Genomic DNA, 25,230 nt, shown 5'->3' with positions numbered 1-25,230 from the left:
TACCCGGCCTCATTGCTCCTCCTTCTGTTCGAGCAACCACCGCGCTGTTTCGATGTCGGTGACCAATTCCTTCGCCAGTCGGCCGTTGAGCGCGCCCAGCATCGCTTCGTGCTTGAGTTGTCCACCGCAGACGAGAACCGTTGCTGCGCAACTCCGAACGTCGTCGAGCGGCACCGATATCGCACGCGCGAGCAACGAACCGTCGACGTCGGTGCCGTCGCGCCGATAGAACCGGCCGCCGACCTCGCCGACCGCATCGAGCGAATTCAGCTCGTCGAGCATCGCGTCATCGAGATAGCCGCCCTCGAACAGGGTCGTCGATGTGGAGACGGGGCCAACGCCGAACATCATCAGATCGGCGTTGCGTCCAGTGGTGATCGCCTTGCCCAGCAACGAGTCTCGCTCCAGTGCAGTTACCGTCGCCGGATCGGCGTAAAGGGGCGCATGCAGCCGAACCGGTTTGGCGCCAAGCTGCTCCGCGCAGCGGCCGAGGGTGTAGTCCACGCCGGTTTGATAGTCCAGCGAAGTCATCGAGCCGTCGAGTTGCACCACGGTGGCGCACCGCGCGGTCCCCGGACGCAGGGCCTGTGCGACGGCAACGGTTTCCGGGCCCCAGGTGAAGCCGAGTGTGTCGTCGGGGTGCAGACGGCGCGACAGCAGATTCGCGGCCGCAACGCCGAGTTCGCGGTAACCCGAGTCGGATCCGTCCGGGACGGCGCCGACCACGACGGCCTCGGTCAGGCCGAAGATGCGTTCGAGGTCGCGCTCGATATCGGTGTGCACGTCCACGTCGTCCGGGACGCTGATCTCGATGCGGACCAGCCCCTGCGCCCGGGCACGGGCGATGAGTCGCCCGGCGGTGGGACGGGAGACACCGAGTTTGGTGGCGATCTCCGCCTGGGTGGCGCCCTCGAGGTGATAAAGCGTCGCGGCCCGCAGCGCGAGACGGACGTCGCTGGACACCGCGGGTCGGGTCGGGTCTGTCGGCATGGCGCTCCTTCTCGAAGCAACCTCGGTGAGCAAATGCTCATGACTTGAACAACTGCTCACAGACGCTATCATCAAGAATGTGACCTACACAACACCTGAAGTTCCCCCGATTCCGGAAAATATGCGCGCGAGCGTGCTCGTCGAACCGGGCCGGATCGAAGTTCGAAACCGGCCGGTTCCGGTACCGGTGCGCGATGAAGTGCTGGTCGCGGTGGGTGTAGTCGGCGTCTGTGGATCCGACACGCACTACTACCGGCACGGCCGGATCGGCGAGCACGTGCTGCGGGCCCCGTTGGTCCTCGGGCACGAGGCCTCCGGTCGCATCGTCGCGGTGGGGCCGGAGGTCTCGCGGGCCAGGATCGGCGAGCGGGTCTCGATCGAACCGCAGCATCCGGACCCAGCCACCGCCCAGACGCGCAGCGGCCACTACAACCTGTGCCCGCACATGCGCTTCTACGGAACGCCACCCGTCGACGGGGCGTTCTGCGAGTACGTCACTATCGGGTCGGCGTTCGCCCATGCCGTCCCGGACGAGGTCAGCGATGACGCCGCCGCGCTGCTCGAACCTCTCTCCGTCGCGATTGCGGCGGTCCGCAAGGCCGACATCGCACCGGGTTCGGAGGTGCTGGTTACCGGCGCAGGACCGGTCGGGCTGCTTACCGCCGCGGTCGCAAAGGCGCACGGCGCCACCCGGATCGTGGTCTCCGACCCCGATTCGGAGCGCCGCGACCGCGCCGCGCGCTACGGTGCCAGTGCAGTGGTCGATCCCGCGGCGCATCCGGTGCGCGAGCTTTGCGTGGATGCGTTCATCGACGCCTCCGGCGCGGCGTCCGCGATCGTCGATGGCATCCACGCGCTGCGCCCGGCCGGCCGGGTCGTGCTGGTCGGCATGGGCGTCGACGAACTTCCGCTCCCGGTGTCGCTGGTGCAGAACCGGGAACTCGTGCTGACGGGGGTGTTTCGCTACGCCCACACCTGGCCGCTCGCGATCCGCCTTGCGGCCTCCGGCGCGGTCGACCTCGACGCGATGGTCACCCGGCGGTTCGACCTCGACGAGGTGGCAAGCGCACTGGAGGCCGACAGGGTGCCCGGAAACATCAAGGCCGTCGTGGACCTGCGTCGGACGAGTGCAGAGGAGCGCGAACAATGACGACAGCGCAGCAGCCGGTTGGGCTGAACAGCACGACGCTCGCCGGACTCGACGGTGCGGTGTCGATCCCGAGCTACGACCGCGCGCTGATCAGTACCGGGATCGTGCATTTCGGGGTCGGCGGGTTTCACCGGGCGCATCAGGCGATGTATCTCGACCGACTGCTCGAGCGTGGCGAGGCTTTCGAGTGGGGTATCTGCGGAGTCGGTGTGCTCCCGGGCGACGCGCGCATGCGCGATGTCATGCGCGCGCAGGACTGCCTCTACACGTTGTCCGAGACCGCGGCCGACGGTACCTGGCGCACCCGCGTGATCGGCTCGATCGTCGAATATCTCTACGCCCCCGACGATCCGGAGGCGGTCATCGAGAAGATGGCGAACGAGCAGACTCGAATCGTCTCCCTCACGATCACGGAGGGCGGCTACAACTTCGACGCTGCCACAGGCGAGTTCGATGCACAGAATCCGGCCATCGTGGCCGACCTCGCGCCCGGCGCGATCCCGTCGACGACGTTCGGTCTGGTGGTCGAAGCGCTTGCCCGCCGCCGGGCTCGCGGTGGCACGCCGTTCACGGTGATGTCGTGTGACAATATTCAGAGCAACGGGCACGTCGCGCGAGACACGTTTACCGCGTTTGCCCGGCTGCGTGATGCCGAACTCGGCGATTGGATCGAGCGCGAGGTTGCCTTCCCGAACTCGATGGTCGACCGGATCACGCCTGCCACCACGCCGGACACCGGCGAGCAGGTGCGGCAACGGTATTCGATCGAAGACTCCTGGCCGGTCGCCACCGAGCCGTTCACCCAATGGGTCCTCGAAGATCGCTTCACCGCCGGGCGGCCACCCCTGGAGAAGGTCGATGTCCAGGTCGTCGACGATGTCGAGCCATACGAATTGATGAAGCTGCGGCTACTCAATGCCAGCCATCAGGCGATGTGCTACTTCGGCTATCTCGCCGGGTACCGGCTCGTGCACGAGGTGGCGCAGGACCCCGCCTTCGCGCAGTTCCTCACCCGCTACATGACTCGGGAGGGTCAACCGACGCTGTTGCCGGTGCCGGGGGTCGACCTTGCCGCCTACGAACGCACACTGCTCGAGCGGTTCTCGAATCCCGCGATCCGCGACACCGTGGCCCGGCTGTGCGCGGAGTCGTCCGACCGAATCCCGAAATGGTTGCTGCCCGTGGTGCGCAACCAACTCGCTCACGATGGTGAAATTGAATGTGCCGCAGCAGTAGTAGCGAGCTGGGCGCGATACACCGAAGGTACCGACGAGCAGGGTGAGCCGATCGACGTCGTTGACCCGCTGCGCGAAACGCTGGTGCCGATCGCACGCCGCCAACGCGAGGATCCGACGGCATTCATCGCCAACCGCAAGGTATTCGGCGATCTGGTCGACGAACCTCGGTTCGTCACCGCCTATCTGTGGGCGCTCGAGTCGCTACACAACTCAGGCGCACGGGCGACGGTGCAGGCGCTGGCAAAAGGCTGAGACTCAGCGCAGCGTCGGATCGGTGGTGAGTGCGCTGCTGCCCACGCCCCCGAGGACTGCGTCGACCGCGTCGAGCACGGGGTTCGCCGGTTCCACCTGCAGGATCCGGTCGTAGATAAAGACACCCGCGATGCCGGCGAGGCAGAACACCCGCGCTTGACGCGGCCCCGGGGCCGCCGGCAGGACGACCGAATAGGTGTCACCCGGATTGAATCCGTTCAACGGGGTCTCCGCGTGGTCCCCGCCCACAATCTCGGCGGTGCAGTGTTGGAACGTTGTGGTGTTGTTCAGCAGCGTGAACTTCACCCGTTCGCGACCGGCCACCACGATCGGCTCGCTGGGGACGGCGGCGTTCGCCGTCGCGGGCATGGTGAACAACATGGCCGGGGCGAGCAGCAGTGCGCCGATGCCGGTTCCGATCGTCCTGTTTCGCATGCCTTGTCCTTCGCTCGATTCGGGCTGTTACTCGAATCGTTGCGGCAGACAGGCCGGGGCGCGCGCGTAGTTCGCTACCTGAATCGGCGCCAACAATGGACGAGAAGTCCGGTCAGGTCAGCAGTGCGCCAGGTAAGCCACTCGGTGCGCCCTGTTGCTCATGGCAACTCCCTTCGCCGCGCCGCCCCCATACCGAGCCGGCAGGACGCATCCGGCTCAGAGCGGGCGTTCGATCGGGGTATCGATGTCTACCGCGATCACCGAATCGCGCGTGGTGAGATACACAGTTCCGTCTGCCGCAACGGCGAGCGATGACGACGCTCTGGGCGGCTTGTCGGCGTCGATCCGGACGGCTCCGATCACGGTATTGCTGGCTGCGTCGATAACGACGAGGTCGATGCCCGTGTCCACGTAGATGTGTCGGCCGTCGGGACTGACCGCGATTGCTCGGGGCTCGGATTGATCGACTGTGTCTGCTAGCCAGTCCGAGCGGACGTCGATCGTGACGGAGGCGATTTGGGTGTTCGAGTCGAGATCGACCACGTCCACCGTGCCGCCGTCGGTTGTGGTGACGTACATCTGGCTCCCATCCGGGCTGAACGCAATACCCCACGGGTGCCCGCCGACACCGAATCCGCCACCATTGTCCGCACTGACCACGCTATACCCGAGGAAGTCGGCGTAATAGACATCGCCACGCGGACTGCGCGTCGCGTTGGCGCCGGAGGAGAACCACATTCGACCCTCGGGGGGAGTTGCGCCGGTAGTGTCGATGACGATGATGCCGCCGCCCTCGCCGCCGCGTCCGAAGGTCATAGGGACATAGAGATACCGGCCGTCGGCGCTGGTCGCAATTGTGCCGTCGACGTAGAGCCCGCCATCGGTCGAAATTCCACTGTCGACCGTGCCGATCGATTCGAGCGTTTCCGCGTCCAAGACAACTGCTCGGTAGGTTTGTTGGTCTTGCCCGAAGACATAGATTTTCGTGCCATCCGGGCTCAGGACCATGCTGCCGCTGTACTGCAGCGGCAGCGGCGCCGACTCGGCGATCTCGACGTTGGTCTCGTTGTCGATCACCGAAATCGTGCGATCGCCGGTGTTGTGGACGTAGACCTTTGAGCCGTCGACGTTCAAGTAGTCGGGGTTGGCGCCGGTCGTAATCGTGGTCTGGGTGGCCGCGAGTTCGGGAGCACGCACCGGCACGGTCACGTTCACCGTTGTCGACGCCGTGCCGTCACTCACCTCGACGGCGAAGGTGTCGATGCCGCCGCCGGTCCGGCCGGCCGCGGTTGGCGTGTAGGTGAAGTCGCCGTTGTGCGGATCGACGGTTACATTGCCGCGCGCCGGTGCACGGGCCACGGTGTAGTTCAGCACCAATGTGTCCGGATCGATTACGCGAGCGAGGTGTCCGGTGACCGCGCCGGTCGTGGCGTCCGGGACACCGACGTGCGATTGGCTGTCGAGCGCGACCTGTGGGGCCGTGCTGGACGGGAGAATCGGGACTGTGACCCAGACCGACGAACTGGCTTGCCCGTCATCGAGCCTGATGCTGAACCCGTCCGAGTCCGGGCCGGGCGTCTGTAGCGCCCGGTCTCGTGCGGCCCGGGTCGGAATGTAGGTGTATACCCCGTCGGGTGATCCGAGCACCGCGCCCGAGGTCGCCGAGCTGTACCAGGCGGTCACGGGGTCGCCGTCGGGGTCGGTGGTTTCGAGGGTCACGATGACCGCGCCGTCGGATGCGCGCGGCGCGCTGACGGTTACCGTTCCCGCTGGCGCGGAGTTCACATGTGCGAGTGAAAGAGCGCGCACCCGTCCGTCGATGGCGTCGGTGACAAGGATCCGAGACCCGTTGGCGCTCAATGCGATACTGTGCGCGCCGGCTTCGGCGGGCGTGTCGATGGCGACGTTGGACACGACGGTGTTGGTCTTGGTGTCGATCACGGTCAACGTGTCGGTGTCCGAGACGACGTACACCGCGCTGCCGTCGGGTGTCACGAGGACGGCGGTTGGCCGCGACCCGACGCCGATGGTGGCGACCCTGGTGTTGGTGGTGGTGTCGATGACCGAGACGCTGTTGCTGCCATAGTTCGTGACGTAGGCGCGGGTTCCGCTCGGGTTGAGGGCGACTGCGTTGGGTGTGCTGCCGACGCCGATGGTGGAGACGACTTTGTTGGTGGTGGTGTCGATGACCGACACGGTGCCGCCGGTCAGGATGTTTCCCGCATTGGAGACGTAGGCGCGGGTGCCGGTCGGGTTGAGGGCAACTGCGGTTGGTGACGTGCCGACCTTGATGGTGGCGATGACCTTGTTGGTGGCTATGCCGTTGATGGTGGTGGTGTCGATGACGGAGACGGTACCGCCGGTCAAGATGTTTCCGGTGTTGGTGACGTAGGTGCGAGTTCCGCTCGGGTTGACCGCAACTGCGGTCGGTGACGTGCCGACCGTGATCGTGGAGACGACTTTGTTGGTGGCGGTGTCGATCACCGAGACGTTGTTGCTGCCGTTGTTCGCTACGTAAACCCATTTGCCGTTGGGGTTGGCCGCGACGCCGGTTGGGGCTGTGCCCACCGGCACGGTCGCGATCACCGTGTTGGTGCTGTCGAGGACGGACACGGTCTTCGAGGCACGGTTGGCGATGTAAACCTTGTTGCCGCTCATCGCGACACCGGTAGGTGTGGAGCCGACGGTGGTCGATTGGTCGACCTGCAGTCGTGCCGCCGAGATCGGCACTCTCACGGTCACGGGCGTGCTCGCTTGTCCGTTTGTCACGGTGATGGTGAACGAGTCGAAGTCCGCGCTCGGGTCCTGCGCGGCGGCCATGCGGGCTGCGTTCGTGGGGGTGTAGGTGAAGCGGCCGGTGCTGTCGATGGTGGCCGTGCCGCGGGTGGGAGTGCCGGTGACCGAGTAGGTTCCCGGCGCATTGATCTGCCCGGTCACTGTCCCGGTGGCGCGGTCGAGTACGCCGATGGTCGGCGCGACCGCGGCTGCCGAGGTCTGGAGGCTCATTGCGCGGGCGGTGGCGGTTTCGTTGGGCTGGCCGGTCGTATCCGGGGCGTAGGCCAGGCTCGGTGTCGCGTCGGCCCAGTTCTGTTGCTCCTGGCGCCGACACCAGGCCGCCGCGATTGCCCAGAACATCGGTGACTCGATCGGTGTGAACGGGCCGTTCAGCAGCGCCGGGCTCAGACCCACGGCTGCCAGGATCCCGGTCAGCACCCGGGCTGCGGTCTCGGCCGGAACGCCTGGATCGAGCAACGGCGACGACACGCCCCTCGGCACGATCGCCGCCGAATACTGCGTGGCCGGCGGTTGCGTCCACGCCGATGTCGTCCACTGCGATGTGGGCGATTGCGAGGTCGGCGCCGTCGCGGCGGGTCGCGAAACCAGGACCTCCGGCGCGCGCAGCACGGACACCGGCCAGGACTGCCCTGCGGACTGCCCTGCGGTTGCGGGACTGGTGTCCAGTGGCGCGGTTGAACGGTCGTGCCACCGCCGCAGCGATGGTTCCGTGCTGCCGTTGTCCGCGACTGTGGCGACAGGAGCGGCAGGCGCCGTATCGAACTGCGTGCTCGCGGTCGCCGCGTCGGCTGCCGGCGCGGGCGCGGCTGGGGCCGCTGTCGTGCCGGTGTCGTTCGCGACCGCATTATCAGCGGGAGGCGAATTTCCGGTCCCGTCCGCCTCGCCGGCGGATTCCGCGTCCAACGACACGTCCCGTGGTGTCGAGTCCGATTGCGCATCTTTCGATTTCGATTCGTTCCCCGACGAAGAGTCGATCGAAGAAACCGACTCGCTGCCCGTCGTCTCCGATTCGGAGCGCCCCTTCGACCGATGCGAGTCGTCGTCCGAGCTACGCTCCGATGAACTTTCGGCGCCGGAATCCGATGTTGACGATGAGTCGCCTCCCGTGGGCTCGGCGAGCGCCACGCCAGGCGCGGCAACGACCGCCAGTCCCACCCCTACCGCCGCGACCGTTCCGCCGATCCGTCCGAGGTGCTTGGTGTTGTAGCTCATGGCAATTCCCTTCGCCGCGTCGCCTTACACCGAGCCTCATCCGCGGTACGCCGCGGTACTACGGGGTACGACCGAAGCACCTACCGAAGGAATTGGCGGGACAGGTTCAGCCGTGCAGCACCTGCGGGAGCTCCTGCCGGGAGTGGATGTCGAGCTTGCTGTACGCGTTGGATAGGTGCATCTCGACGGTGCGCAAGGTCACGAACAAGGCTTGGGCAATCTCCTTATTGCTACTGCCGGTCGCGGCCATCTCGGACACGCGGCGCTCACTCGCGGTCAACGCGTCGACGCCGGTGCCAGCCCGCCGGCGTGGTCGCGCTCCCGTCGCCCGCAGCTCGGTGATCGCCCGGTCCGCGAGTGGCGTTGCCGCACAGCGCTGTGCGATCTCCATGCCTTGACGCAGGATCGGGCGGGCGGTCGCGTTGTGCCCGTCGTGACGCAGGGTGGTGCCGTAGTCGAGGAGCGCCTCGGCGCGCCAGAGCAGCGCCGGCGATTCGGATAGCGCCTCGACCGCTCGGCGAAGCAGTTCGACTCGTTGCGCGCCGGTCCGCAGGAGGCCGCTCACGTGCAATGCTCCGCCGATCGCTCTTGCCGACCGCGTCTCCCGCGCGAAGTGCAACGTCTCATCGGCGAGCGTGCGTGCGGCGTCGTCGTCGCCGAGCGCCGACAACACACGCACGAGGGCTACCCGGGCGTCGTTGTCCCACGGCACGAGTCCGCGAAATGTGCGCAGCAGCCGAATGGACTGCTCCAGGTCGGCGCGGGCCGAGGTGAATTCGCCGCGCGCTGCACGCAATCGGCCACGGACGATATACGAAGCGGTGGCCATCGGGACAAATGCGAGGTCCCCGTCGAGCCTGTTCTCGATCAGCAACTCTTCGCCCTCGTCGACACGGCCCTGATCGGTCAAGACGTCGATGAGCGGGAAGACGACTGTGTAGCCGAAGTGCGGGTAGCCGAGCCCCTGCACATCCGTTGCGGCGTGCAGGTCGGCTTCCGCATCACGCAGGTCGCCGCGGCGATGGCGGGTCAACCCGCGCAGCCACAGCGCCCGAGCCATCCACTGCGGCGAGCCCGCGCGTTCGGCGTGCCGGAGTGCACGGGAAAGCATTGTCTCGGCGGCGTCGTACCGTTCGGCCGCGATCAGGCAGAACGTGATGTTCGTGCGCCACAGCGGATGGCCGGCTTGTCCGGTCAGTGCAGGGTGTGCCGCGGATAGTTCGGCGAGGTCGGCTGCCTCGGCGACGCCGCTGCCCGAGGCGAGCATGGCGCGTGCCACGAACGACGCCAGCAGGCACTCGGCTGCCGATCCGGTAGGGCGGTCACGGAATTGCCGGGCTTCGTCCTCGAACCGGATCGGCAGGTCGGGATTGAACAGCAGTGCGCCCAACCGCGCGGCATCGAGATGTAGCGCGAGCTCGGGTTCGCGTTCGCGCACGTCGGCCGCGGCACGCTCGTACAGCGGCAGCTGCGCGCGTTGCCGGGCCGGATTGGTGTGGTTTGTCCATGCCAGCGAGATCACGGCTCGTGCGCGGCGAACCGGATCGAGTTCCGTCTCACCGGCTTCGCGGAGATGGTCGGCTGCCGCCGCGTCGCCGATCTCGTGCTCCGCAGTACCGAGATCGAACAGCACCTGCGCCCGGTCGCGATCGTCCGGCGGTTCGGCGAGCGCGCGGCGCAACAACGTGACCGCCGTGTCCGGCGCTCCGCTGCTCAGCGCGTGCCGGGCCGCGGCGCGCAGCAGCGTCACCACCCGGCCGTCGCCGACTGGATCACATTCGAGCAGGTGTGCAGCTACCGCGCGTGGATCGGCCTGCTGCGCGGCGAGCAGTTGCGCCGCGCGCGCGTGCAGGCGGCTGCGTTCGCCCGCGGGCATGTCGTCGTAGATCACCGTGCGCACGATCGGATGTACGAAGCGCAGCGGCTCGGCGAGCGCGAGAACGGACAGTTCGACGAGGGCATCGGCCAGTGAGCGGCCGATCGGCGTATCGACGTCGGCAAGCTTGGCGCAGTTGATCAGCTCGGCTTCGTCGCCGAGGACTGCGACGGCGCGCGCCAGGGCGGGAGCCCGAGAATCGATCATGCCGACCCGCAGCAGCAAGGCGGCGGCGATCCGTCCCGGCGCGAGCCGGAGGACGATCGTCGGGTCGATGTCGTCGGCAGTTGCCGCGGTGCGGCGCAGTTCCCCGAGCACCTCGGCGAGCAGAAACGGGTTTCCACCAGTGGCCTCGGCGCACGCCTCGCACAACTCCGACTTCGCCCCGCTACCCAAGTTCTCGTGAACGAGGGTCGCGACGGCGGTGCCACTCAGCGGATTGGGTCGCAGAATCGGGCGCTGCGCCTCGAGCCTCAGCGCAGCGAGGTCACTGCGGTGTTTGTCCACGCCGGACCGATCGGTGAGCGCGAGCATGACCGGCAAACCCGCGAGTCGGCGCGCGAGGTGCAACAGAAACCGTAGCGAGGGCTCGTCGGCCCAATGCACGTCATCGACTGCGAGCACAAGCGGGGCCCGTTCGGCGAGGTTGACGACCAGCCAATAGAGCCCGTGCAGTGTCGCGAACGCGACGTCTTCGCCCGGTGCCGAGTCCGAGACGCTTGCGAACACCGGCTCCGCGAGGCCCGCGGCACCGGTCAGGACGGCGGCGCGATCCGCGTCGGTGAATTCGGCCAACCGGCCTTCCAGCAACTGGCGCACGACACCGAATCCGAATCCGCGCTCGAACTCCCCGCCCCGAGCGAACAGGACCGCCATGCCACGATCATGGGCCCGCTGTAGGAGTTCCTCGAGCAGCACCGTCTTGCCGATGCCCGGTGGGCCCTCGATCAGCAGCACCCGCCCGGTGCCGATCGCGGTCTCGGAGAGCGCGAAATCGAGCGCCGCGATGTCATCCGCACGCTCGAGGAGGACGCGGGCGGGGGAAAGACCTTCGGCCGACACTTTCGGCTGTCACCCCTGTCGCGAACCGGCTGTTCGTTCATCATCACATATATGAATGCGACGGATGGGCTGATTGCGACCGGCACGCAGGCGGCGCATAGGCCGTTGTGGCGTCTTGCGGTGCTCGCGGCGGCGGCGCTCCTCGCGTGTTCGTGCGGCGGGCAGTCCGGTGATGCCCCGACGGCCGCGGCCACCGTCGCGGATGTGCGGGTGGCGCTTGCGCCAACCGGCAACGTGCTGCCCGTGGAGTTCGCCGAACAGGAGGGAATCTTCGAGCGCCACGGTCTCCACGTCACCATGACCGAGGGGCAGGACATCCCGGTGTTCCTGAGCGCGTTGGACCAGGGGGACTACGACGTCGTGATGAGCGTGCCGACCACGGTTCTCGTCGGCTCCGAGCATGGGCTCGACGTGCAGGTGGTGTCCCGGATCCAGCAGTCGTCGGCGGAGGAGCCGAATGCAGTGTGGGTGACGCGCGATGATTCGATCGACTCGCTCGCACAGCTGTCCGGGACGAAGATTGGTGTGCCCGCACTGACCGGTGTGCTGACCGATTCGCTGGTGTATCTCTTGCAGCGCAACGGCGTCGACCGAGACGCGGTCGACCTCGTGCCGATGCCGTTCGGATCGATGGGTGACCAACTGGCTGCGGAACGCGTGGATGCCGTCGTCGCGTCCATTCCGTTCTGGTCCGGTCTCGCCGCGCGCGGATTCAGCATCCATGACGACGTCGTCGCGCTAGCGGCGCACGAAGCAAGTGGCGGCGCCGTCGACACCGGAATGACCGTACTGTTCGCGTCGTCGTCGCGGTTCACTCGCGAGCACCCCGAGGCCATTGAGGCGTGGCGCGATTCGCTCACCGAGGCCATCGACCATCTGAAAGCACACCCCGACGAGGCACGTGCCCTGCTGCAGTCCTGGTTGAAGATGCCGCCGGAGGTCGCCGAGCGAGCGCCGCTACCGAACTGGATCGTCGAGGTAAGCCCCCCCGACCTGCAACCCTATGTCACGATCTCCCGGACGGTCGGCACGATCAACGGCGATCCGGATGTCGATTCGATCGTGTGGCAGGGCCCTTGACCGTCTATCGAGTCGAATCCGTCGGGGTGCGCATGCCGTCCGCCGACGGACCGCGAGAGATCCTGCGCGATGTCACATTCGCCGTTGCGACCGGCGAGATCGTGGGCATCGTCGGCAGATCCGGAGCCGGAAAGACGACACTGCTGCGCGTCCTCGGCGGATTGCATTCGCCGACTTGCGGATCCGTGTCGATTTTCGGGCGGCCGGTCACCCGACCGCCGGACGGCGTGGTCATGGTGTTTCAGGATTACGGCAACGCGCTGCTCCCGTGGCGCACTGTCGCACGCAATACGGCGCTCGGGATCGAACGCAACGTCGGGCGTGCCGCGCGTCGAGCGAAGGTCGACCGCGCCCTGCAGATGGTTGGCCTGTCCGATCGCAGCTCCGATTACCCGGAGCAACTCTCAGGTGGCATGGCACAACGCGTCCAGATTGCGCGCGCGCTCGCCGTCGAACCTGCAGTGCTGCTGATGGACGAGCCCTTCGGAGCGCTCGATGCGTTGACCAAGTCCGCGCTGCAGGATGTGCTGCTGAATGTGCACCAACAGACCGGCACCACAATCGTGTTCATCACCCATGACCTTGACGAGGCCATCTATCTCAGCGACAGGGTCGTCGTGCTGAACGGCGAGCCGGGCGTCGTAGTGCTCACCATTGAAACTGAGTTACCAAGGCCGCGAGATCAATTCGACACCCGCGAGTCTGCTCGCTACCTCGAGGTGCGCCACCTGCTCGGCCGTGCATTGCGGGGCGACGATGACTAGCCGTCTGGTTCCTGTGGGGTTGCTGCTGCCGTGCGCTGCGGTTGTCGGCTGGACAGTGCTGGGCGTGTTGGGTGTGCTCGACTACGAATACCTCTCGTCGCCCCGCGAAATCGCCGCCGCTCTAACAGATCTGGTGGCAGAGGGGGAACTCGTCGGCGATCTCGTGCACACCGTGCGAGTCGCGGTTATCGCGACCCTGATCGGTACCGCGCTGGGCGGCATGCTCGGCTTCGCCATCGGGCTCCTGCCACTCGTCCGTCGCAACGTGACGGCCGGCATCGACGTCCTTCGGGTGGTGCCTGCAGTCGCGCTCGTCCCGATTGCGCTGCTCGCCCTTGGACCTGCGGTTCGTACCGAGGTCGTCCTCGCGGTGTACGCCGCCGTCTGGCCGGTGGTGCTCAGCACCGCGGCCGGCGTTGCGGCAGTACACCCTCGGCAATACGACGTTGCTCGCACTCTCCATCTCTCCCGCGCCGCGACAGTGCGAACGATCGTCGTGCCCGCGGCTGTTCCGGCGTGGCTGGCGGGGACGCGGATGGCAGCCGTTGCCGCGTTGCTCGTCGCGATCGTCGCTGAGATGATCATGTGGCCGCGCGGACTCGGCGGCGGTCTCACCGAGTCGCTGCACGCGCTCGCGCCCGCCCGCATGTGGGCGTACGCGCTCATCTGCGGATTCGTCGGCTTTCTGGTCAATCTCCTGTTGCGGCAGGGCGTTCGCCGCGCATGTCCCGGCAGCACCTTCGGTGGTTCGCCGGCCGTGCGGCAGCCGGCGGCTCCACTGCGCGGGCTGGTGCCACTGGTCGGCGCGCTGGTGGTTTGGCAGCTCTTTGTTCGCGATGCCCAGTCGTTTCCGCCCCCGAGCGCGTGGTTCACCGGTCTGGCGGGGTTGCATGACGACGGGGCGCTGCTGCCCGCGATCGGTCACACGGTGGCAGTGGTCGTCGGAGGCCTTGCGCTGGCCACACTGATCGGGACCGCCGTCGGTATCGCGATCGGTGCCTCGCGCTGGGTCGACCGGGCTCTCACGCCGTCGGTCGAGTTCTTGGCGGCGGTCCCGGCGGCCGCATTCGTGCCGATCGCCGTTCTCCTGCTCGGTACCTCGATGGCGAGCGAGGTTGCGGTCGTCGCGCTGGTCACGGCATGGCCGATCTTGCTCGAAACCGCCGTCGCGATGCGCACGGTTCCGGCGGTGCGGCTCGACGTCTCGCGCACACTCCGGCTTTCCACGGCCGACAAATGGCGAAAAGTCGTCCTGCCCACGTTGGCGCCGGCAATTTTGCTCGGCGTCCGGATCGCGGCGGCACTCGCACTCGTCGTGGCGCTGCTCGTGGAGATCCTCGGTGCCGGGACCGGTATCGGCAGGTTGTTGGTCGAAAGCCAGCAGAGCTTCGACGCCGCCGCGGCCTGGGGACTGCTCCTCGTCGTCGGGATAACCGGGTACCTGCTCAGCGCCGCTGTCGTCCGCATCGATGGCTTCGTTGCGCGTCAACCCAGCAGCGGCGGCCCATCGGTCAGATCTCGCACTGCCGCATAACGCTCACGTACCGCCGGAACGGGATCGGCCTCGTGACGCTGCACCGGAGACGTGTCCCCCGCGTTGGCTCCGGCGCGCCCGACAGTACTCGAAATCGTTGCGGCAGACGGATCGGACCGAGGGCATAGTTCGCTACTCGATTCGTGAAGGCACGCGATCTCTACGAAGTATCAGATTCTGATATTCTGATATCCATGCGGGAGATGTCTGCTTCGGAGGCGTCGCGAAACTTCGCGGCCGTGTTGGATGCGGTCGAGCAGGGCGAGACAATCGTCGTGACTCGGTCGGGTCGACGGGTTGCGTCGATCGCTGCCGCTCCGGCGGAGTCGGGGTCTGCGTTGGCGGAGGTGTTCGCACGATGGCGCGGATCGCCCGCGCTGGACGCGGATTTCGCCGATCGTGTTTCGGCCGGGCGTCGGTCGGTCTCGGCGGATCTGGACGGTGATCCGTGGAACGAGTGATCCTCGATTCGGGCGTGTTGGTCGCCGGAGCGCGAGGGCTCGTTGACGTTCCATCGGGCGCGGATGTGGCCATGCCCGCGGTCGTCATAGCCGAGTATTTGGCGGGCGTGATGTTGGATCCCGACGTGGGCCGGCGAGCCGCACAGCGCGCATTTCTCGATGATGTGCTGGCGGTCGTGCCGATTTGCGACTACGACCGCTCGGTGGCCGAACATCACGCGGAATTGCTGTCCTATGTCGAACGCAAGGGCCGCAAGCGGGGTGCGCACGATCTCATCATCGCCGCCACCGCGCGTGCAACGGAACGAACGCTGTGGACGACCGATCGGCGCGCGCGGTTCGACGAGCTGCCGGGAGTTACTACTCGGCTGATCGATTCCTAACTGGTGGGCCGGGTCTCAACCACAACTTACGGCGTCGTTGGTTACCCCAGTAGTGGTGATCCATCCGTGAGATCCCTTACCGCCGCATATCTTTCGCGCACTCCGGGCATCGGATCGGCCTCGTAACGCTGCACCGCCGACGTGTCCCACCGCGGTGGCTCCGGCGCGCCGGAAAGCACCCACGCGGCCTGCCGTGCCGCGCCGTCCGCGACGTACTCGCCGGGCGCCGGCACGTTCACCGGCATACCGAAGATGGCCGGAGCGAGGGCACACACCGCGGGGGAGCGTGCCGCGCCGCCGACGAGCAATACCCGATCGGTGCGGATGCCCTGCGCGCGCAATCGGTCGATGCCGTCCGCGAGCCCGCACAGCAGCCCCTCGACCGCGGCGCGGGCGAGGTGACCTGGTGTGGCGGTGCCCGGGCGCAGGCCGTGCAGGGCGCCGGACGCGTTGGGTCGGTCGGGTGTGCGTTCGCCCGCGAGATAGGGCACCAACACCAGTCCGTCGCTCGCTTGGTTGAGCGCGAGCTCGGCGAGCCGGTGGTGGTCGACCCCGAGCAGTTGCGCGGTGGCGTCCAGGACCGGCGCGCCGTTCAGCGTGCACACCAATGGCAGTTGCCGCCCCGTCGCGTCCGCGAACCCGGCGACTTCGCCGGACGGGTCGTGCGCATGGATCGAGGACACCGCTGCCACCACCCCCGACGTGCCGATCGACACGACCACGTCACCCTCGCGGGCGTCGAGCGCCAACGCGGCGGCGGCGTTGTCGCCCGTCCCCGGTCCCAGCACCGCTCCGTCGCCGAACACGGCCGTCGCGCCGATCGCCTCGCTCGGCCCGGAAACCCTGGGCAGTAACGGTTTTCGATCACCCAGAGCCAACGCCAGCAACTCCGGGTGGTAGCTGTCGTCGGCAGCGGAAAAGTAGCCCGTGCCGCTCGCATCACCACGGTCGGTGACCAGCGCGTCGATCGAGGGGGCACCGCCGATCCGCCAGGTCAGCCAGTCGTGCGGCAGGCACACCGCCGCCGTGGCATCCGCGTTGCCGGGTTCGTGATCGGCGAGCCAGCGCAGCTTCGACACGGTGATCGCCGCGAGCGGCACCACCCCGGTGGCGTTCGCCCACGCCTGCGCGCCGCCGAGGTCGTGCACCAACGCCTGTGCCGAAGCGGCGGAGCGGGTGTCGTTCCACAGCAGTGCCGGCCGCACCACCTCGCCCCGGTCGTCGAGGCAAACCATGCCGTGCTGCTGGGCGCCGACCGCCACGGCAGCCACGTCGGACAGACCGCCCGCCGCCGCCACCGCCGCGGTCAGCGCCGCCCACCAGTGATCGGGATGGACCTCAGTTCCCGGTGGGTGCGCCGCGCGGCCTTCGCGGACCAGAGCCCCCGAATCCGCGTCGCGGACGACGACCTTGCACGACTGTGTCGACGAATCTATTCCGGCAACGAGGGACACACCCCGACGGTACTGCGGGTGTCTACCTGGGCACGTGAAAACAAATCAGCTCGCCGGTGCCCGGCGCGACTTCGGCCCACGGCCGGTCGAATTCGAGCACGGCGAGCGCGGAGGTGGGGAACTTCTCCTGAATCTGCTCCGCTTGCGGGGAGCTGCGGTTTTCTGCGAGTTCCCAAGCGGTCCAGGGTATTCCGGGGACGTGACCGACCAGAAGCAAAGTCCGCACATCGTCGTCGACGATCGTGATGGCTTCGATGAGTTCGCGCGGGGAGCCGCCGTAGATCGCGCGGTCGAACTCCACCGGCGCATCCACCGCCGTTGCCGCCAGGGTCCGGCGGGTGCGCAGCGACGTGGAGCAGCGCACCGCGTCGATCGGTGGCTGCGTCGAACGCAGCCAATCGCCGGCCAGGCCGGCCTCGCGCTGACCACGCGGTGCGAGCGGTCGGTCGTGGTCGTCCACGTCATCCGGATAGGCGGATTTGCCGTGCCGCATGAGGATCAGCGTGCGAGTGGTCATGACGGCGAGTCTCCGCCCGGCCCGGCAGCTTCCGGCATGGGACCGATACTGACCGCGGTGCGCACGCTTTCGCCGACCATGAACCACAGCCGCAGTGCCGGCTGCGCTTGATCCGACTCGGTGTCGTCGACCCCGGGGTCGAGTCGTCCGCGCACCATCACGTCCTCGCCGGCGAAGATCGGCGCGTTGTACTCGATGACGGCCCGGAACGGCTGCGCGACGAGCGAGGGATAGTCCACCAGATACTGCTCGACGGCCTGCCAGTACGCGGCGTTGTTGACGTGGTTGAACTGATCGATGTCGGTGGCGCGTAGCGGGAAATGCAGGTCCGCCCCCGATTCCGGCGGCGCGTCTTCGCCCAGCCAGCGCCGCCACTTGAGTCGGTGCTCGTCGGTCATCGTCTGCAGGTACGCGAGTCCCTCGTCGCTGATGCGGGTCGGCATGCCGGTGGATTCGCTGATATTGATCCAGAATCCCTCCGATTCGATCAGTCCGCCGCGCGAGGATTCCATCCGCACCCGCATCGCGGTCCATCGCGTGGACAATCCCGCACACCAGCGGCGCAGGTGCACCCGGTCGGGCCAGTTGATCGGCCGGACGGCGTCGATCACGGTGCGGCGCACGATCCAGATCGGGTCGGTACCGGGAAGCATGGATGCCTGCAGGTTCTCCCAGGCGATGTCCTCGAGATAGCGCGCGATGCCGTCGAGCCGGACTCTGGTGTCCGGGTCGATGTCGGCGGCGCGGACCGGCCAGGACGAGGTGAAACCCACATTCGGGCCGGGCGGGGGAGTCAGCGGTTCGTCGACCGTGGTGGCCACGAGTCCTCCTTCACAGACTGGCGGTGACCGTCAGCGCCAGGCGCTTGCGGAACGCCCCAAAGCTTCGCTAGCAGACTGTACGTGCGTCGCCGGACTTTCCGCGGCAGCGATCGCCGATCTGCCCGATGATTTCGAGCCCGCCCGGACGCGATGACGGCAGGTGATGATGGAACCGGGAGGCCGGATGACCGCGTGGATCTTGCACGTCGACCTGGACCAATTCCAGGCGGCGGTCGAGCGGCTGCGTCATCCTGAACTGGCCGCCCGGCCGGTGATCGTCGGCGGGTCGGGGGATCCGACGCAGTCTCGCACCGTGGTGACCTGTGCCTCCTACGAGGCGCGCGAGCACGGCGTGCGCGCCGGAATGCCGCTGCGTTCGGCGGCACGGCGATGCCCCGACGCGGCGTTCCTCGCGGTCGACCACGACACCTACGAGCGCGCATCCGAGCAGGTGATGGACGTCCTACGCGAGTTCGGCAACGTCGAGGTGCTCGGCTGGGACGAGGCATTCCTCGGCGTGGAAACCGACGATCCGGAGACCCTCGCGCAGCGCATCCGCGCTCGGGTCGACGAGCAGACCGGACTGCGCTGCTCGGTCGGGGTGGGTGACAACACCCATCGCGCGAAGCTCGCCACCGGGTTCGTGAAGCCGAAGGGAGCCGGTGCGCCGACGCGCACGGGGGTGTTCCGGCTGACCGCGCAGAACTGGGACACCGTGATGTCCGAGCGGGCGCCGGACGCGCTGTGGGGTGTCGGCGCCCGGACCGCGAAGCGCCTCGCAGCGATCGGCATCGCCACGGTGGGTGAGCTGGCCGCGGCCGACCCCGCTGCGCTCGCCGCGGGGTTCGGTGCGCGTACCGGGCCGTGGTTGCACCTGCTCGGCGCGGGTACGGGGCGTACCGAGGTGCACACCGAACCGCGGATACCGCGCGGCCGCAGCCACTCCCGCACATTCCCCCGCGATCTCACCGACCCCGCCGAGATCACGGCGGGCGTCGAAGAACTCGCGGCGGCGGTCGCGCACGAGGTGGTGGCGGCCGGGCGCAGTGTCGAACGGGTTGCGGTCACGGTGCGGACGGCGAGTTTCTTCACCAGCAGCCACGCGCGCAAGCTGCCCAGCGCGTCGACCGACGTGGACGAGATCGTCACCACCGCCGCTTCGTTGCTCGAATTGTTCCCGCTCGACCGCCCGGTGCGGCTGCTCGGCGTCCGGGTCGACCTCACCGACATCGACACGGACGCTTAGGGCATCAGCACGGCCGCGCCCGTGACCCGGCCCTCCGCCAGGTCGGTGAGCGCACGGTCCGCCGCGTCGAGCGGATACTCCGTCGTGCTCAGCCGGATCCGGTGCTCGGCGACGAACGCGAGGAACTCCCTGGCGTCGGCGCGGGTGTTCGAGGTGACCGAGCGCAGCCGCCGCTCCTGGAACAGGTGCCGCTGATAGTTCAGCGCGGGGATGTCGGTGAGGTGGATGCCGGCGACGGCGAGCGTCCCACCGCGGTCGAGTGCTGCCAACGCGGGCAGCACCAGCCCGCCTGCCGGGGCGAACAGGATCGCCGAGTCCAGTGGCACCGGCGGTGGATCGTCCGAGCCCTGCGCGGAGGCGGCACCGAGTTGCAGGGCGAGTTCGCGCGCGGCTGCCCCTCGGGTCATGACATGCACTTCGGCGACTTGCGCGATCGCGACCTGAGCACAGATATGCGCACTGCCACCGAAGCCGTAGATACCGAGCCGTCCGCCCGGCGGCAGCGCTGCGGAGACCAGCGCGCGGTAGCCGATGATGCCTGCACACAGCAGCGGAGCGAGCTCGATATCGCGGTATCCGATCGGCAGCGGGTGGACGTACGCGGCGGGGGCGACGGCGTACTCCGCGTAGCCACCGTCGCAATCCCAGCCGGTGTAGCGCGACTGCGGACAAAGATTCTCGGCGCCGCGCCGGCAGTAGCGGCACTGCCCGCAGGTATGCCGCAGCCACGCGACGCCGACCAGTGCCCCTGCCGCGAACTCGGTGACCGCGTCGCCGGTCGCGACGACCTCGCCGACCACCTCGTGCCCGGGTACGACATGCTCGCGGTGCACAGCGAGATCGCCCTCGGCGACGTGCAGGTCGGTCCGACACACGCCGCAGCACCGCACCCGCACCAACAGCTCGTCGGGGGCAGGCACGGGAATGGCGATACGGCTGCGGCGCAACGGGTTCGAGCGCATCGGGCCGGGCCGCTGCACCTGCCAGGCCCGCATCGTGTCGCCGGCGGACATGATCGGAATGTACGTCCACCCGCTCGTCACCGCCCACTTTTCGGAACTTCGCCCGGGATCGGGCCCCTCGACGCGACTAGTGGGTCACCGCGATCGGCACGGCACCGTGAGTACTGTTCGCGTTAGTTGCCCCCGGGAGAGAGAGGAAGCTCATGCGTGCCATCCACGTGACCAAGCTCGAAGGACCGGAGTCGGTCGAGCTCGTCGAAATCGACGAACCGGCTGCTTCGCCGGATGACGTGGTGATCGACGTGCACGCGGCCGGGGTCGCGTTTCCCGATGCGCTGATGAGTCGCGGGCTCTACCAGTACAAGCCGGAGCTGCCCTTCGTTCCCGGCGGCGAGGTGTCCGGCATCGTCCGCACCGCGCCCGAGGGCGCGCTGGTCAAGGCCGGTGACCGCGTCGCGGCGCTGACCGCGCTCGGCAGTGGCATGGCCGAGGTCGCTGTGGTGCCGTCGATTCTGGCGTTCCCGCTGCCGGACAGCGTGCCGATGGCGGCCGGTGCCGGCCTGCTGTTCAACGACCTCACCATGGACTTCGCCTACAACGTCCGCGGTCGCCTGCAGGAAGGCGACACCGTGCTCGTGCACGGAGCTGCCGGCGGGATTGGCACGTCCGCGCTGCGGCTCGCGCCGGCGTTCGGTGCGGCCCGCACGATCGCGGTCGTCAGCACCGAGGAAAAGGCCGAGGTCGCGCGCGCCGCCGGGGCGAACGACGTGGTGCTCGTCGACGGCTGGCTCGACAAGGTCAAGGAACTCACCGACGGGCAGGGCGTCGACATTGTCGTCGACCCGGTCGGTGGGGACCGGTTCACCGACAGCATCCGCTCGCTGCGGCGCGGCGGCCGAGTGCTGGTCCTCGGATTCACCGGCGGTGACATTCCCACCGTGAAGGTGAACCGCCTGCTGCTCAAGAACGTCGAGGTCATCGGCGTCGGTTGGGGCGACTGGTGGATGCACGACCGGACTCTGCTGGCCAAGCAGTGGGAGCGGATCGAGCCGCTGCTGGCTGCCGGCACGATCCCCGCACCGGAGACCTCGACATACCCGTTGGGCGAGGCAGGCGCTGCGATCGCGGCGCTGGAGAACCGCGGCGCGCTCGGCAAGGTCGTGCTCGAAGTCCGATAGGTCGGCGCAGTGGCCACCCCGCCGACGCCGAACCCGGTGCTGTCGAACCGGGTGCTCAACCGCACGCTGCTCGCGCGTCAGCACCTGCTCGAACGCTCGTCGCGCAGCACCGACGAGATGTGCACGCACCTGGTCGGACTGCAGGCGCAAGAGGTGCGTCCTCCGTTCATCGGGCTGTGGAGCCGGATCGCCGGCTTCGACCCGGCGGCCGTCTCGGCCGGTCTCGACGACCGAAGCCTGGTCCGGATCACGTTGATGCGCGGCACGATTCACTTGGTTACCGCCGACGATGCGGTCCGAATCGCGCCGCTGATCCAACCCGAACTGGAGAAGGCACCGTTCCGTAAGGGGTTCTTCTTCGGCGCCACGGTCGGGATGGAACGCGAGGACGTGCGGGCCCGGGCGCAGCAGCTGATCGGCGACGAGCCGATCTCGTCGAGCGAGCTGCGCAAGCGCTGCGCCGCGGAGTGGCCCGACCGCGATCCCGGCGCAGTGATGCAGGCACTGCTGTACCTGTTGCCGGTGCTGCAGACGCCGCCGCGCGGGAAATGGGGGCACAACGAGCGGCCGCGCTGGGCACGAACCGAAGCGTGGCTGGGCAGGCCGCTCGAGGATTATCCGGTCGAGGAGCTGCTACTGCGGTACCTGCGCGCATTCGGTCCCGCGTCCACGATGGACATGCAGACCTGGTCACGGTTGACCGGGCTGCGCGAGGTGATCGGACGGTTGGGCGACCGGGTCCGTAGCTACCGCGACGAGCGCGGCAGAGTGCTCTACGACGCGGCGGACGCCGAACTCGCCGACCCCGATCTGCCCGCCCCGGTGCGTTATCTCGGGGTCTACGACAACGCGCTGCTGTCCCATCAGGACCGTGCGCGGGTGGCAACCGAAGCCGCGACGAAGGTGCCGCAGTCGCTCGCCTACGCGCCCTCGCCGGTGCTGTTCGACGGGTACGTGGCGGCCTGGTACCGGATCGATGCCGATGCCGCGAACGCCCGGCTCGTGATCCGGCCGGTCGGCCGGATCAGCAAGCGTGGCGCGAGCGCGATCGAGGCCGAGGGCAGGCGGCTGCTCGCCTTCCTCGAACCGGGGAAAGCGCCGGCCTTTGAGCTCCTGCCTACCGAGTGAGCGTTTCTCGAGTACGTTGTGAAGATGCCCGTTGCCCACGGATTCGGTCCGCCGCCAAGACGTAACGCCCGCGTCACGTCGCGTCGTTAGCCTTGGCCGATGTCCGCCGAGGTGCGCCGCAAGATCGGCGTTGAGGAGGAGTTTCACCTGATCGACGCCGTGACCCGGCGTCTGACTCCCCGAGCCTCCGAGTTGCTCGACCGGCTCGCCGGCGCCGCGTACGTCGCGGAATTGCAGCGCTGCGTCATCGAGACCAACAGCGCGGTGCATACCGATCTCACCGCGCTGCGTGCCGATCTGGTCACGCACCGCAGGATCATGCGCACCGCGGCGGCCGAGATCGGGCTCGGCGTTGTCGCGGCGGGCGCGGTCCCGCTCGCGGTACCGGCCGAGATGGAAGTGACCGAGACGCCGCGCTACCGGCGCATGCTCGCCGATTACCAACTGCTCGCGCGCGAACAACTGATCTGCGGCACCCAGGTGCATGTCGAGCTGCCCGACCGGGACGAGGCCGTGCTGGTCGCGAACCGGGTGGCGCCCTACCTGCCGATCTTCCTCGCACTGAGTGCCAGCTCGCCGTTCTGGTCGGACGGCACCGACACCGGCTACGCGAGTGCGCGCACGCTCATCTGGCAGCGCTGGCCGACTACCGGCGTCGCGCCGCCCGCCGGGTCGGCGGCCGAGTACGACGCGATCATTGTCGACCTGGTGGCCAGCGGCGTCATCACCGATCCGGGCATGGTCTATTACGACGTGCGACCCTCCGCGAAATTGCCGACGCTGGAACTGCGTATCTGCGACAGCTGTCCGAGCGTGGACACGGTGGTGCTGGTGGCCGGTCTGTTCCGGGCGTTGGTCGAGCGCGAGCTCGCGCGCAGCAGGGCCGGGGTCGCACCGCTGGTGATCTCACCGACGCTCGGCCGTGCCGCGCTGTGGCGGGCCGCGAGGTCCGGGCTGGAGGGCGATCTCGTCGACGTCGCGGTGCCCGCTCCGCGTCCGGCGGCCGAAATCGTGTGGGGCCTGGTCGACGAGTTGCGCGACCAGTTGGATGCCAACGGTGATTGGGACGAGATCGCGGTGCTGACCGAGCGCGCGCTCGAGCTGGGCAGCTCGGCCTCGCGGCAGCGTCGGGCGCTGCGCAGGCGCGGCAGGCTCACCGACGTCGTCGATCTGCTGACCGAGGAGACGGCGAGCCTGGAAACGTCGCTGCCCAAGGTGAACGACCCGGACCGCACGCTGCTGCACGGCTACGTGCCGATTGTCGTGGAGCGCAACGACACGGGGTACGACGAGGCGGTACAGCCGGACGGCCGACCGCGTCCCGAGTACGTCGAAGTTCTTACCGGGGCAGCGGGCCTCGGCTCGGCGGCGCTGCGGCAGCTGCAGGTCGCGATCGAACACGAACAGAGCGTGCAGGGCATGACCTTCCGGGTGAGCGGCGAGGGCCGCGCGCAACTGTTCCCGATGGACGTGCTGCCGCGGATCATCACCGCGCAGCAATGGGAAGCCCTGGTGCCCGGACTGGAACAGCGGGCGCTCGCGCTCGACGCCTTCATCGCCGACGTCTACTCCGAGCGGGCCGTGGTGCGCGACGGGATCATGCCCGAGGAGGTCATCGATCGCGCCCCGGGGTTGCGCGACAGCGGTCGCTGCGCAGCGAATTCCGCTGTGCGGGCGCATATCTGCGGCGTCGACCTGGTGTGTTCCGGCGACGGTCGCTGGCTGGTGCTGGAGGACAACCTGCGAGTGCCCTCCGGCATCGGCTACGCCATGGCCAACCGCGCACTCATGACCGACGTGGCCGTCGACATCCCGATGCCGCCGGTGCGCGATGTGTCGGGAATGCCGGACATGATCCGCGATACTCTGCTGGCCGCCGCGCCGCCCGCCGCGCCCGACGATGTCTGCGTCGCCATGCTCAGCTCGGGCTGGGAGGACTCGGCGTGGTTCGAGCACAAGATGCTTGCCGAGCGCGCCAAGCTCCCGCTGGTGCGCACGCAGGATCTGGCCGTAGTCGACGGCGTGTTGCATTTGCACAACGGCTCGCGCTCGGATCGGATCGACGTCCTCTATGTGCGCATGCAGGAGGACATGCTGCTGTCCTCGATCGGGCGCGACGGAAAACCGTTGCGCGCCGGCCTGCTCGACGCGGTACGCCATGGGCGACTCACTATCGCAAACGCACTCGGCAACGGTGTGGGCGACGACAAGGCTGTGTATGCTTATGTCCCGCAGCTCATCTCGTACTATCTTGGACAAGTGCCACTGCTCGAGCAGGTGCGCACCTATCTGTGCGCCGAACGCGACCAGCGCGACTATGTGCTCGAACGGCTCGATCAACTCGTGGTCAAGCCGGTGGACGGCTTCGGCGGGTACGGCATCACCATCGGACCGGAATCGTCGGAGGCCGAACTCAACGCTCGACGGCTCGAATTGCTCGCGCAGCCGGAACGATTCATCGCCCAGGACGTCGTGGCGCTGTCCACCCATCCGACCTTCGACGGCACCGGGTTCCACCCGCACCACGTCGATCTGCGTGCGTTCGTGCACCTGCGTCCCGGGCCCGCCGGCCCGACCGCACGCGTTGCGCAGGCGGCGCTGACCCGAGTGGCGCCGGCGGGCAGCATGATCGTCAACTCCTCCAAAGGCGGTGGCGGCAAGGACACCTGGATCCTCGAGTAGAAGGAGATC

19 protein-coding genes are annotated in these 25,230 nt (G+C 68.0%); 11 read left to right on the top strand and 8 right to left on the bottom strand.

Going from position 1 to position 25,230, the window contains the following annotated elements; translation table 11 throughout:
- Nucleotides 1–9 precede the first annotated feature (9 nt).
- Nucleotides 10–990: a sugar-binding transcriptional regulator gene (locus OG921_RS00295; RefSeq protein ID WP_266110357.1), complete on the bottom strand. Its 981-nt coding sequence runs from the start codon at nucleotides 988–990 to the stop codon at nucleotides 10–12.
- A 121-nt stretch (nucleotides 991–1,111) separates the two neighbouring features.
- On the opposite strand from OG921_RS00295, the gene OG921_RS00290 reads away from it, so the two are divergent.
- Together OG921_RS00290 and OG921_RS00285 are read left to right on the top strand one after the other, a co-directional pair.
- Nucleotides 1,112–2,140, top strand: a complete 1,029-nt coding sequence (locus OG921_RS00290; protein WP_266110992.1) for an NAD(P)-dependent alcohol dehydrogenase — start codon at nucleotides 1,112–1,114, stop codon at nucleotides 2,138–2,140.
- Nucleotides 2,137–3,630 carry a mannitol dehydrogenase family protein gene (locus OG921_RS00285; RefSeq protein ID WP_266110356.1) on the top strand — a complete coding sequence of 498 codons (1,494 nt, stop codon included), beginning with the start codon at nucleotides 2,137–2,139 and terminating at the stop codon, nucleotides 3,628–3,630. Before OG921_RS00290 ends, OG921_RS00285 begins: the two co-directional genes overlap by 4 nt.
- 3 nt (nucleotides 3,631–3,633) lie before the next feature.
- On the opposite strand, the gene OG921_RS00280 is transcribed toward OG921_RS00285, so the two are convergent.
- The 3 genes from OG921_RS00280 to OG921_RS00270 all read right to left on the bottom strand — a co-directional run bounded on the left by OG921_RS00280 (nucleotide 3,634) and on the right by OG921_RS00270 (nucleotide 11,011).
- Nucleotides 3,634–4,065: a hypothetical protein gene (locus tag OG921_RS00280; RefSeq protein ID WP_266110355.1), complete on the bottom strand. Its 432-nt coding sequence runs from the start codon at nucleotides 4,063–4,065 to the stop codon at nucleotides 3,634–3,636.
- Nucleotides 4,066–4,281: 216 nt separating this feature from the next.
- Nucleotides 4,282–8,073, bottom strand: a complete 3,792-nt coding sequence (locus tag OG921_RS00275) for a beta-propeller fold lactonase family protein (RefSeq protein WP_266110354.1) — start codon at nucleotides 8,071–8,073, stop codon at nucleotides 4,282–4,284.
- A 106-nt stretch (nucleotides 8,074–8,179) separates the two neighbouring features.
- A complete protein-coding gene (locus OG921_RS00270; RefSeq protein WP_266110353.1) occupies nucleotides 8,180–11,011 on the bottom strand; it encodes an AAA family ATPase in 2,832 nt (943 codons plus the stop codon).
- 51 nt (nucleotides 11,012–11,062) lie between these two features.
- Here OG921_RS00270 and OG921_RS00265 point away from each other — a divergent pair, with 51 nt between their 5' ends.
- The 5 genes from OG921_RS00265 to OG921_RS00245 all read left to right on the top strand — a co-directional run bounded on the left by OG921_RS00265 (nucleotide 11,063) and on the right by OG921_RS00245 (nucleotide 15,233).
- The gene (locus OG921_RS00265) at nucleotides 11,063–12,091 is read left to right on the top strand and encodes an ABC transporter substrate-binding protein (RefSeq protein WP_266110352.1); all 1,029 of its coding nucleotides are present in this window, start codon (nucleotides 11,063–11,065) and stop codon (nucleotides 12,089–12,091) included.
- A complete protein-coding gene (locus OG921_RS00260; protein WP_266110351.1) occupies nucleotides 12,088–12,855 on the top strand; it encodes an ABC transporter ATP-binding protein in 768 nt (255 codons plus the stop codon). The genes OG921_RS00265 and OG921_RS00260 overlap by 4 nt, the downstream gene beginning before the upstream one ends.
- Nucleotides 12,848–14,389, top strand: coding sequence for an ABC transporter permease (locus OG921_RS00255; RefSeq protein ID WP_266110350.1), 1,542 nt, complete (start codon nucleotides 12,848–12,850; stop codon nucleotides 14,387–14,389). Before OG921_RS00260 ends, OG921_RS00255 begins: the two co-directional genes overlap by 8 nt.
- A gap of 194 nt (nucleotides 14,390–14,583) precedes the next feature.
- Complete coding sequence (locus OG921_RS00250) at nucleotides 14,584–14,850, top strand: type II toxin-antitoxin system Phd/YefM family antitoxin (protein WP_266110349.1); 267 nt, start codon at nucleotides 14,584–14,586, stop codon at nucleotides 14,848–14,850.
- Nucleotides 14,838–15,233, top strand: coding sequence for a type II toxin-antitoxin system VapC family toxin (locus tag OG921_RS00245; protein WP_266110348.1), 396 nt, complete (start codon nucleotides 14,838–14,840; stop codon nucleotides 15,231–15,233). The genes OG921_RS00250 and OG921_RS00245 overlap by 13 nt, the downstream gene beginning before the upstream one ends.
- A gap of 41 nt (nucleotides 15,234–15,274) precedes the next feature.
- On the opposite strand, the gene OG921_RS00240 is transcribed toward OG921_RS00245, so the two are convergent.
- The 3 genes from OG921_RS00240 to OG921_RS00230 are packed head-to-tail and all read right to left on the bottom strand — an operon-like array spanning nucleotide 15,275 to nucleotide 18,025.
- Complete coding sequence (locus OG921_RS00240) at nucleotides 15,275–16,687, bottom strand: xylulokinase (protein WP_266110347.1); 1,413 nt, start codon at nucleotides 16,685–16,687, stop codon at nucleotides 15,275–15,277.
- Between the two features lie 22 nt (nucleotides 16,688–16,709).
- Nucleotides 16,710–17,204, bottom strand: a complete 495-nt coding sequence (locus OG921_RS00235) for a histidine phosphatase family protein (protein WP_266110346.1) — start codon at nucleotides 17,202–17,204, stop codon at nucleotides 16,710–16,712.
- Nucleotides 17,201–18,025 (bottom strand): acyl-[acyl-carrier-protein] thioesterase, encoded by an 825-nt coding sequence (locus OG921_RS00230; RefSeq protein WP_266110345.1) that lies wholly within the window; start codon nucleotides 18,023–18,025, stop codon nucleotides 17,201–17,203. Before OG921_RS00230 ends, OG921_RS00235 begins: the two co-directional genes overlap by 4 nt.
- A 184-nt stretch (nucleotides 18,026–18,209) precedes the next feature.
- Here OG921_RS00230 and OG921_RS00225 point away from each other — a divergent pair, with 184 nt between their 5' ends.
- Entirely contained in the window at nucleotides 18,210–19,271 is a 1,062-nt protein-coding gene (locus OG921_RS00225; RefSeq protein WP_266110344.1) for a DNA polymerase IV, read from the top strand.
- Here the strand turns inward: OG921_RS00225 and OG921_RS00220 are convergent.
- On the bottom strand, nucleotides 19,268–20,284 hold the full coding sequence (locus tag OG921_RS00220) for a zinc-binding alcohol dehydrogenase family protein (protein ID WP_353962087.1): 1,017 nt from the start codon (nucleotides 20,282–20,284) through the stop codon (nucleotides 19,268–19,270). The two genes, OG921_RS00225 and OG921_RS00220, sit on opposite strands and share 4 nt — an antisense overlap.
- Before the next feature lie 152 nt (nucleotides 20,285–20,436).
- On the opposite strand from OG921_RS00220, the gene OG921_RS00215 reads away from it, so the two are divergent.
- The 3 genes from OG921_RS00215 (at nucleotide 20,437) to OG921_RS00205 (ending at nucleotide 25,221) form a co-directional block, all read left to right on the top strand.
- The gene (locus OG921_RS00215; RefSeq protein ID WP_266110343.1) at nucleotides 20,437–21,411 is read left to right on the top strand and encodes an NADPH:quinone oxidoreductase family protein; all 975 of its coding nucleotides are present in this window, start codon (nucleotides 20,437–20,439) and stop codon (nucleotides 21,409–21,411) included.
- 9 nt (nucleotides 21,412–21,420) lie between these two features.
- Nucleotides 21,421–22,539: a winged helix DNA-binding domain-containing protein gene (locus OG921_RS00210; RefSeq protein ID WP_266110342.1), complete on the top strand. Its 1,119-nt coding sequence runs from the start codon at nucleotides 21,421–21,423 to the stop codon at nucleotides 22,537–22,539.
- Nucleotides 22,540–22,638: 99 nt separating this feature from the next.
- Complete coding sequence (locus OG921_RS00205; protein WP_266110341.1) at nucleotides 22,639–25,221, top strand: carboxylate--amine ligase/circularly permuted type 2 ATP-grasp protein; 2,583 nt, start codon at nucleotides 22,639–22,641, stop codon at nucleotides 25,219–25,221.
- Nucleotides 25,222–25,230: the final 9 nt, after the last annotated feature.

Source organism: Aldersonia sp. NBC_00410 (assembly GCF_026342035.1).
GTDB lineage: Bacteria > Actinomycetota > Actinomycetes > Mycobacteriales > Mycobacteriaceae > Aldersonia.
The sequence above is the reverse complement of the archived record's forward strand: the minus strand, read 5'-3'. Positions and strand labels throughout refer to the sequence as shown.

Excerpts from the sequence above, each read along its gene's own strand:
- OG921_RS00290 (WP_266110992.1), top strand. The coding sequence starts at position 1,112 with ATGCGCGCGAGCGTGCTCGTCGAACCGGGCCGGATCGAAGTTCGAAAC.
- OG921_RS00220 (WP_353962087.1), bottom strand. The coding sequence starts at position 20,284 with ATGTCCGCCGGCGACACGATGCGGGCCTGGCAGGTGCAGCGGCCCGGC.
- OG921_RS00255 (WP_266110350.1), top strand. The coding sequence starts at position 12,848 with ATGACTAGCCGTCTGGTTCCTGTGGGGTTGCTGCTGCCGTGCGCTGCG.
- OG921_RS00275 (WP_266110354.1), bottom strand. The coding sequence starts at position 8,073 with ATGAGCTACAACACCAAGCACCTCGGACGGATCGGCGGAACGGTCGCG.
- OG921_RS00215 (WP_266110343.1), top strand. The coding sequence starts at position 20,437 with ATGCGTGCCATCCACGTGACCAAGCTCGAAGGACCGGAGTCGGTCGAG.
- OG921_RS00280 (WP_266110355.1), bottom strand. The coding sequence starts at position 4,065 with ATGCGAAACAGGACGATCGGAACCGGCATCGGCGCACTGCTGCTCGCC.
- OG921_RS00285 (WP_266110356.1), top strand. The coding sequence starts at position 2,137 with ATGACGACAGCGCAGCAGCCGGTTGGGCTGAACAGCACGACGCTCGCC.
- OG921_RS00225 (WP_266110344.1), top strand. The coding sequence starts at position 18,210 with ATGACCGCGTGGATCTTGCACGTCGACCTGGACCAATTCCAGGCGGCG.
- OG921_RS00205 (WP_266110341.1), top strand. The coding sequence starts at position 22,639 with ATGTCCGCCGAGGTGCGCCGCAAGATCGGCGTTGAGGAGGAGTTTCAC.
- OG921_RS00235 (WP_266110346.1), bottom strand. The coding sequence starts at position 17,204 with ATGACCACTCGCACGCTGATCCTCATGCGGCACGGCAAATCCGCCTAT.
- OG921_RS00295 (WP_266110357.1), bottom strand. The coding sequence starts at position 990 with ATGCCGACAGACCCGACCCGACCCGCGGTGTCCAGCGACGTCCGTCTC.
- OG921_RS00265 (WP_266110352.1), top strand. The coding sequence starts at position 11,063 with ATGAATGCGACGGATGGGCTGATTGCGACCGGCACGCAGGCGGCGCAT.
- OG921_RS00250 (WP_266110349.1), top strand. The coding sequence starts at position 14,584 with ATGCGGGAGATGTCTGCTTCGGAGGCGTCGCGAAACTTCGCGGCCGTG.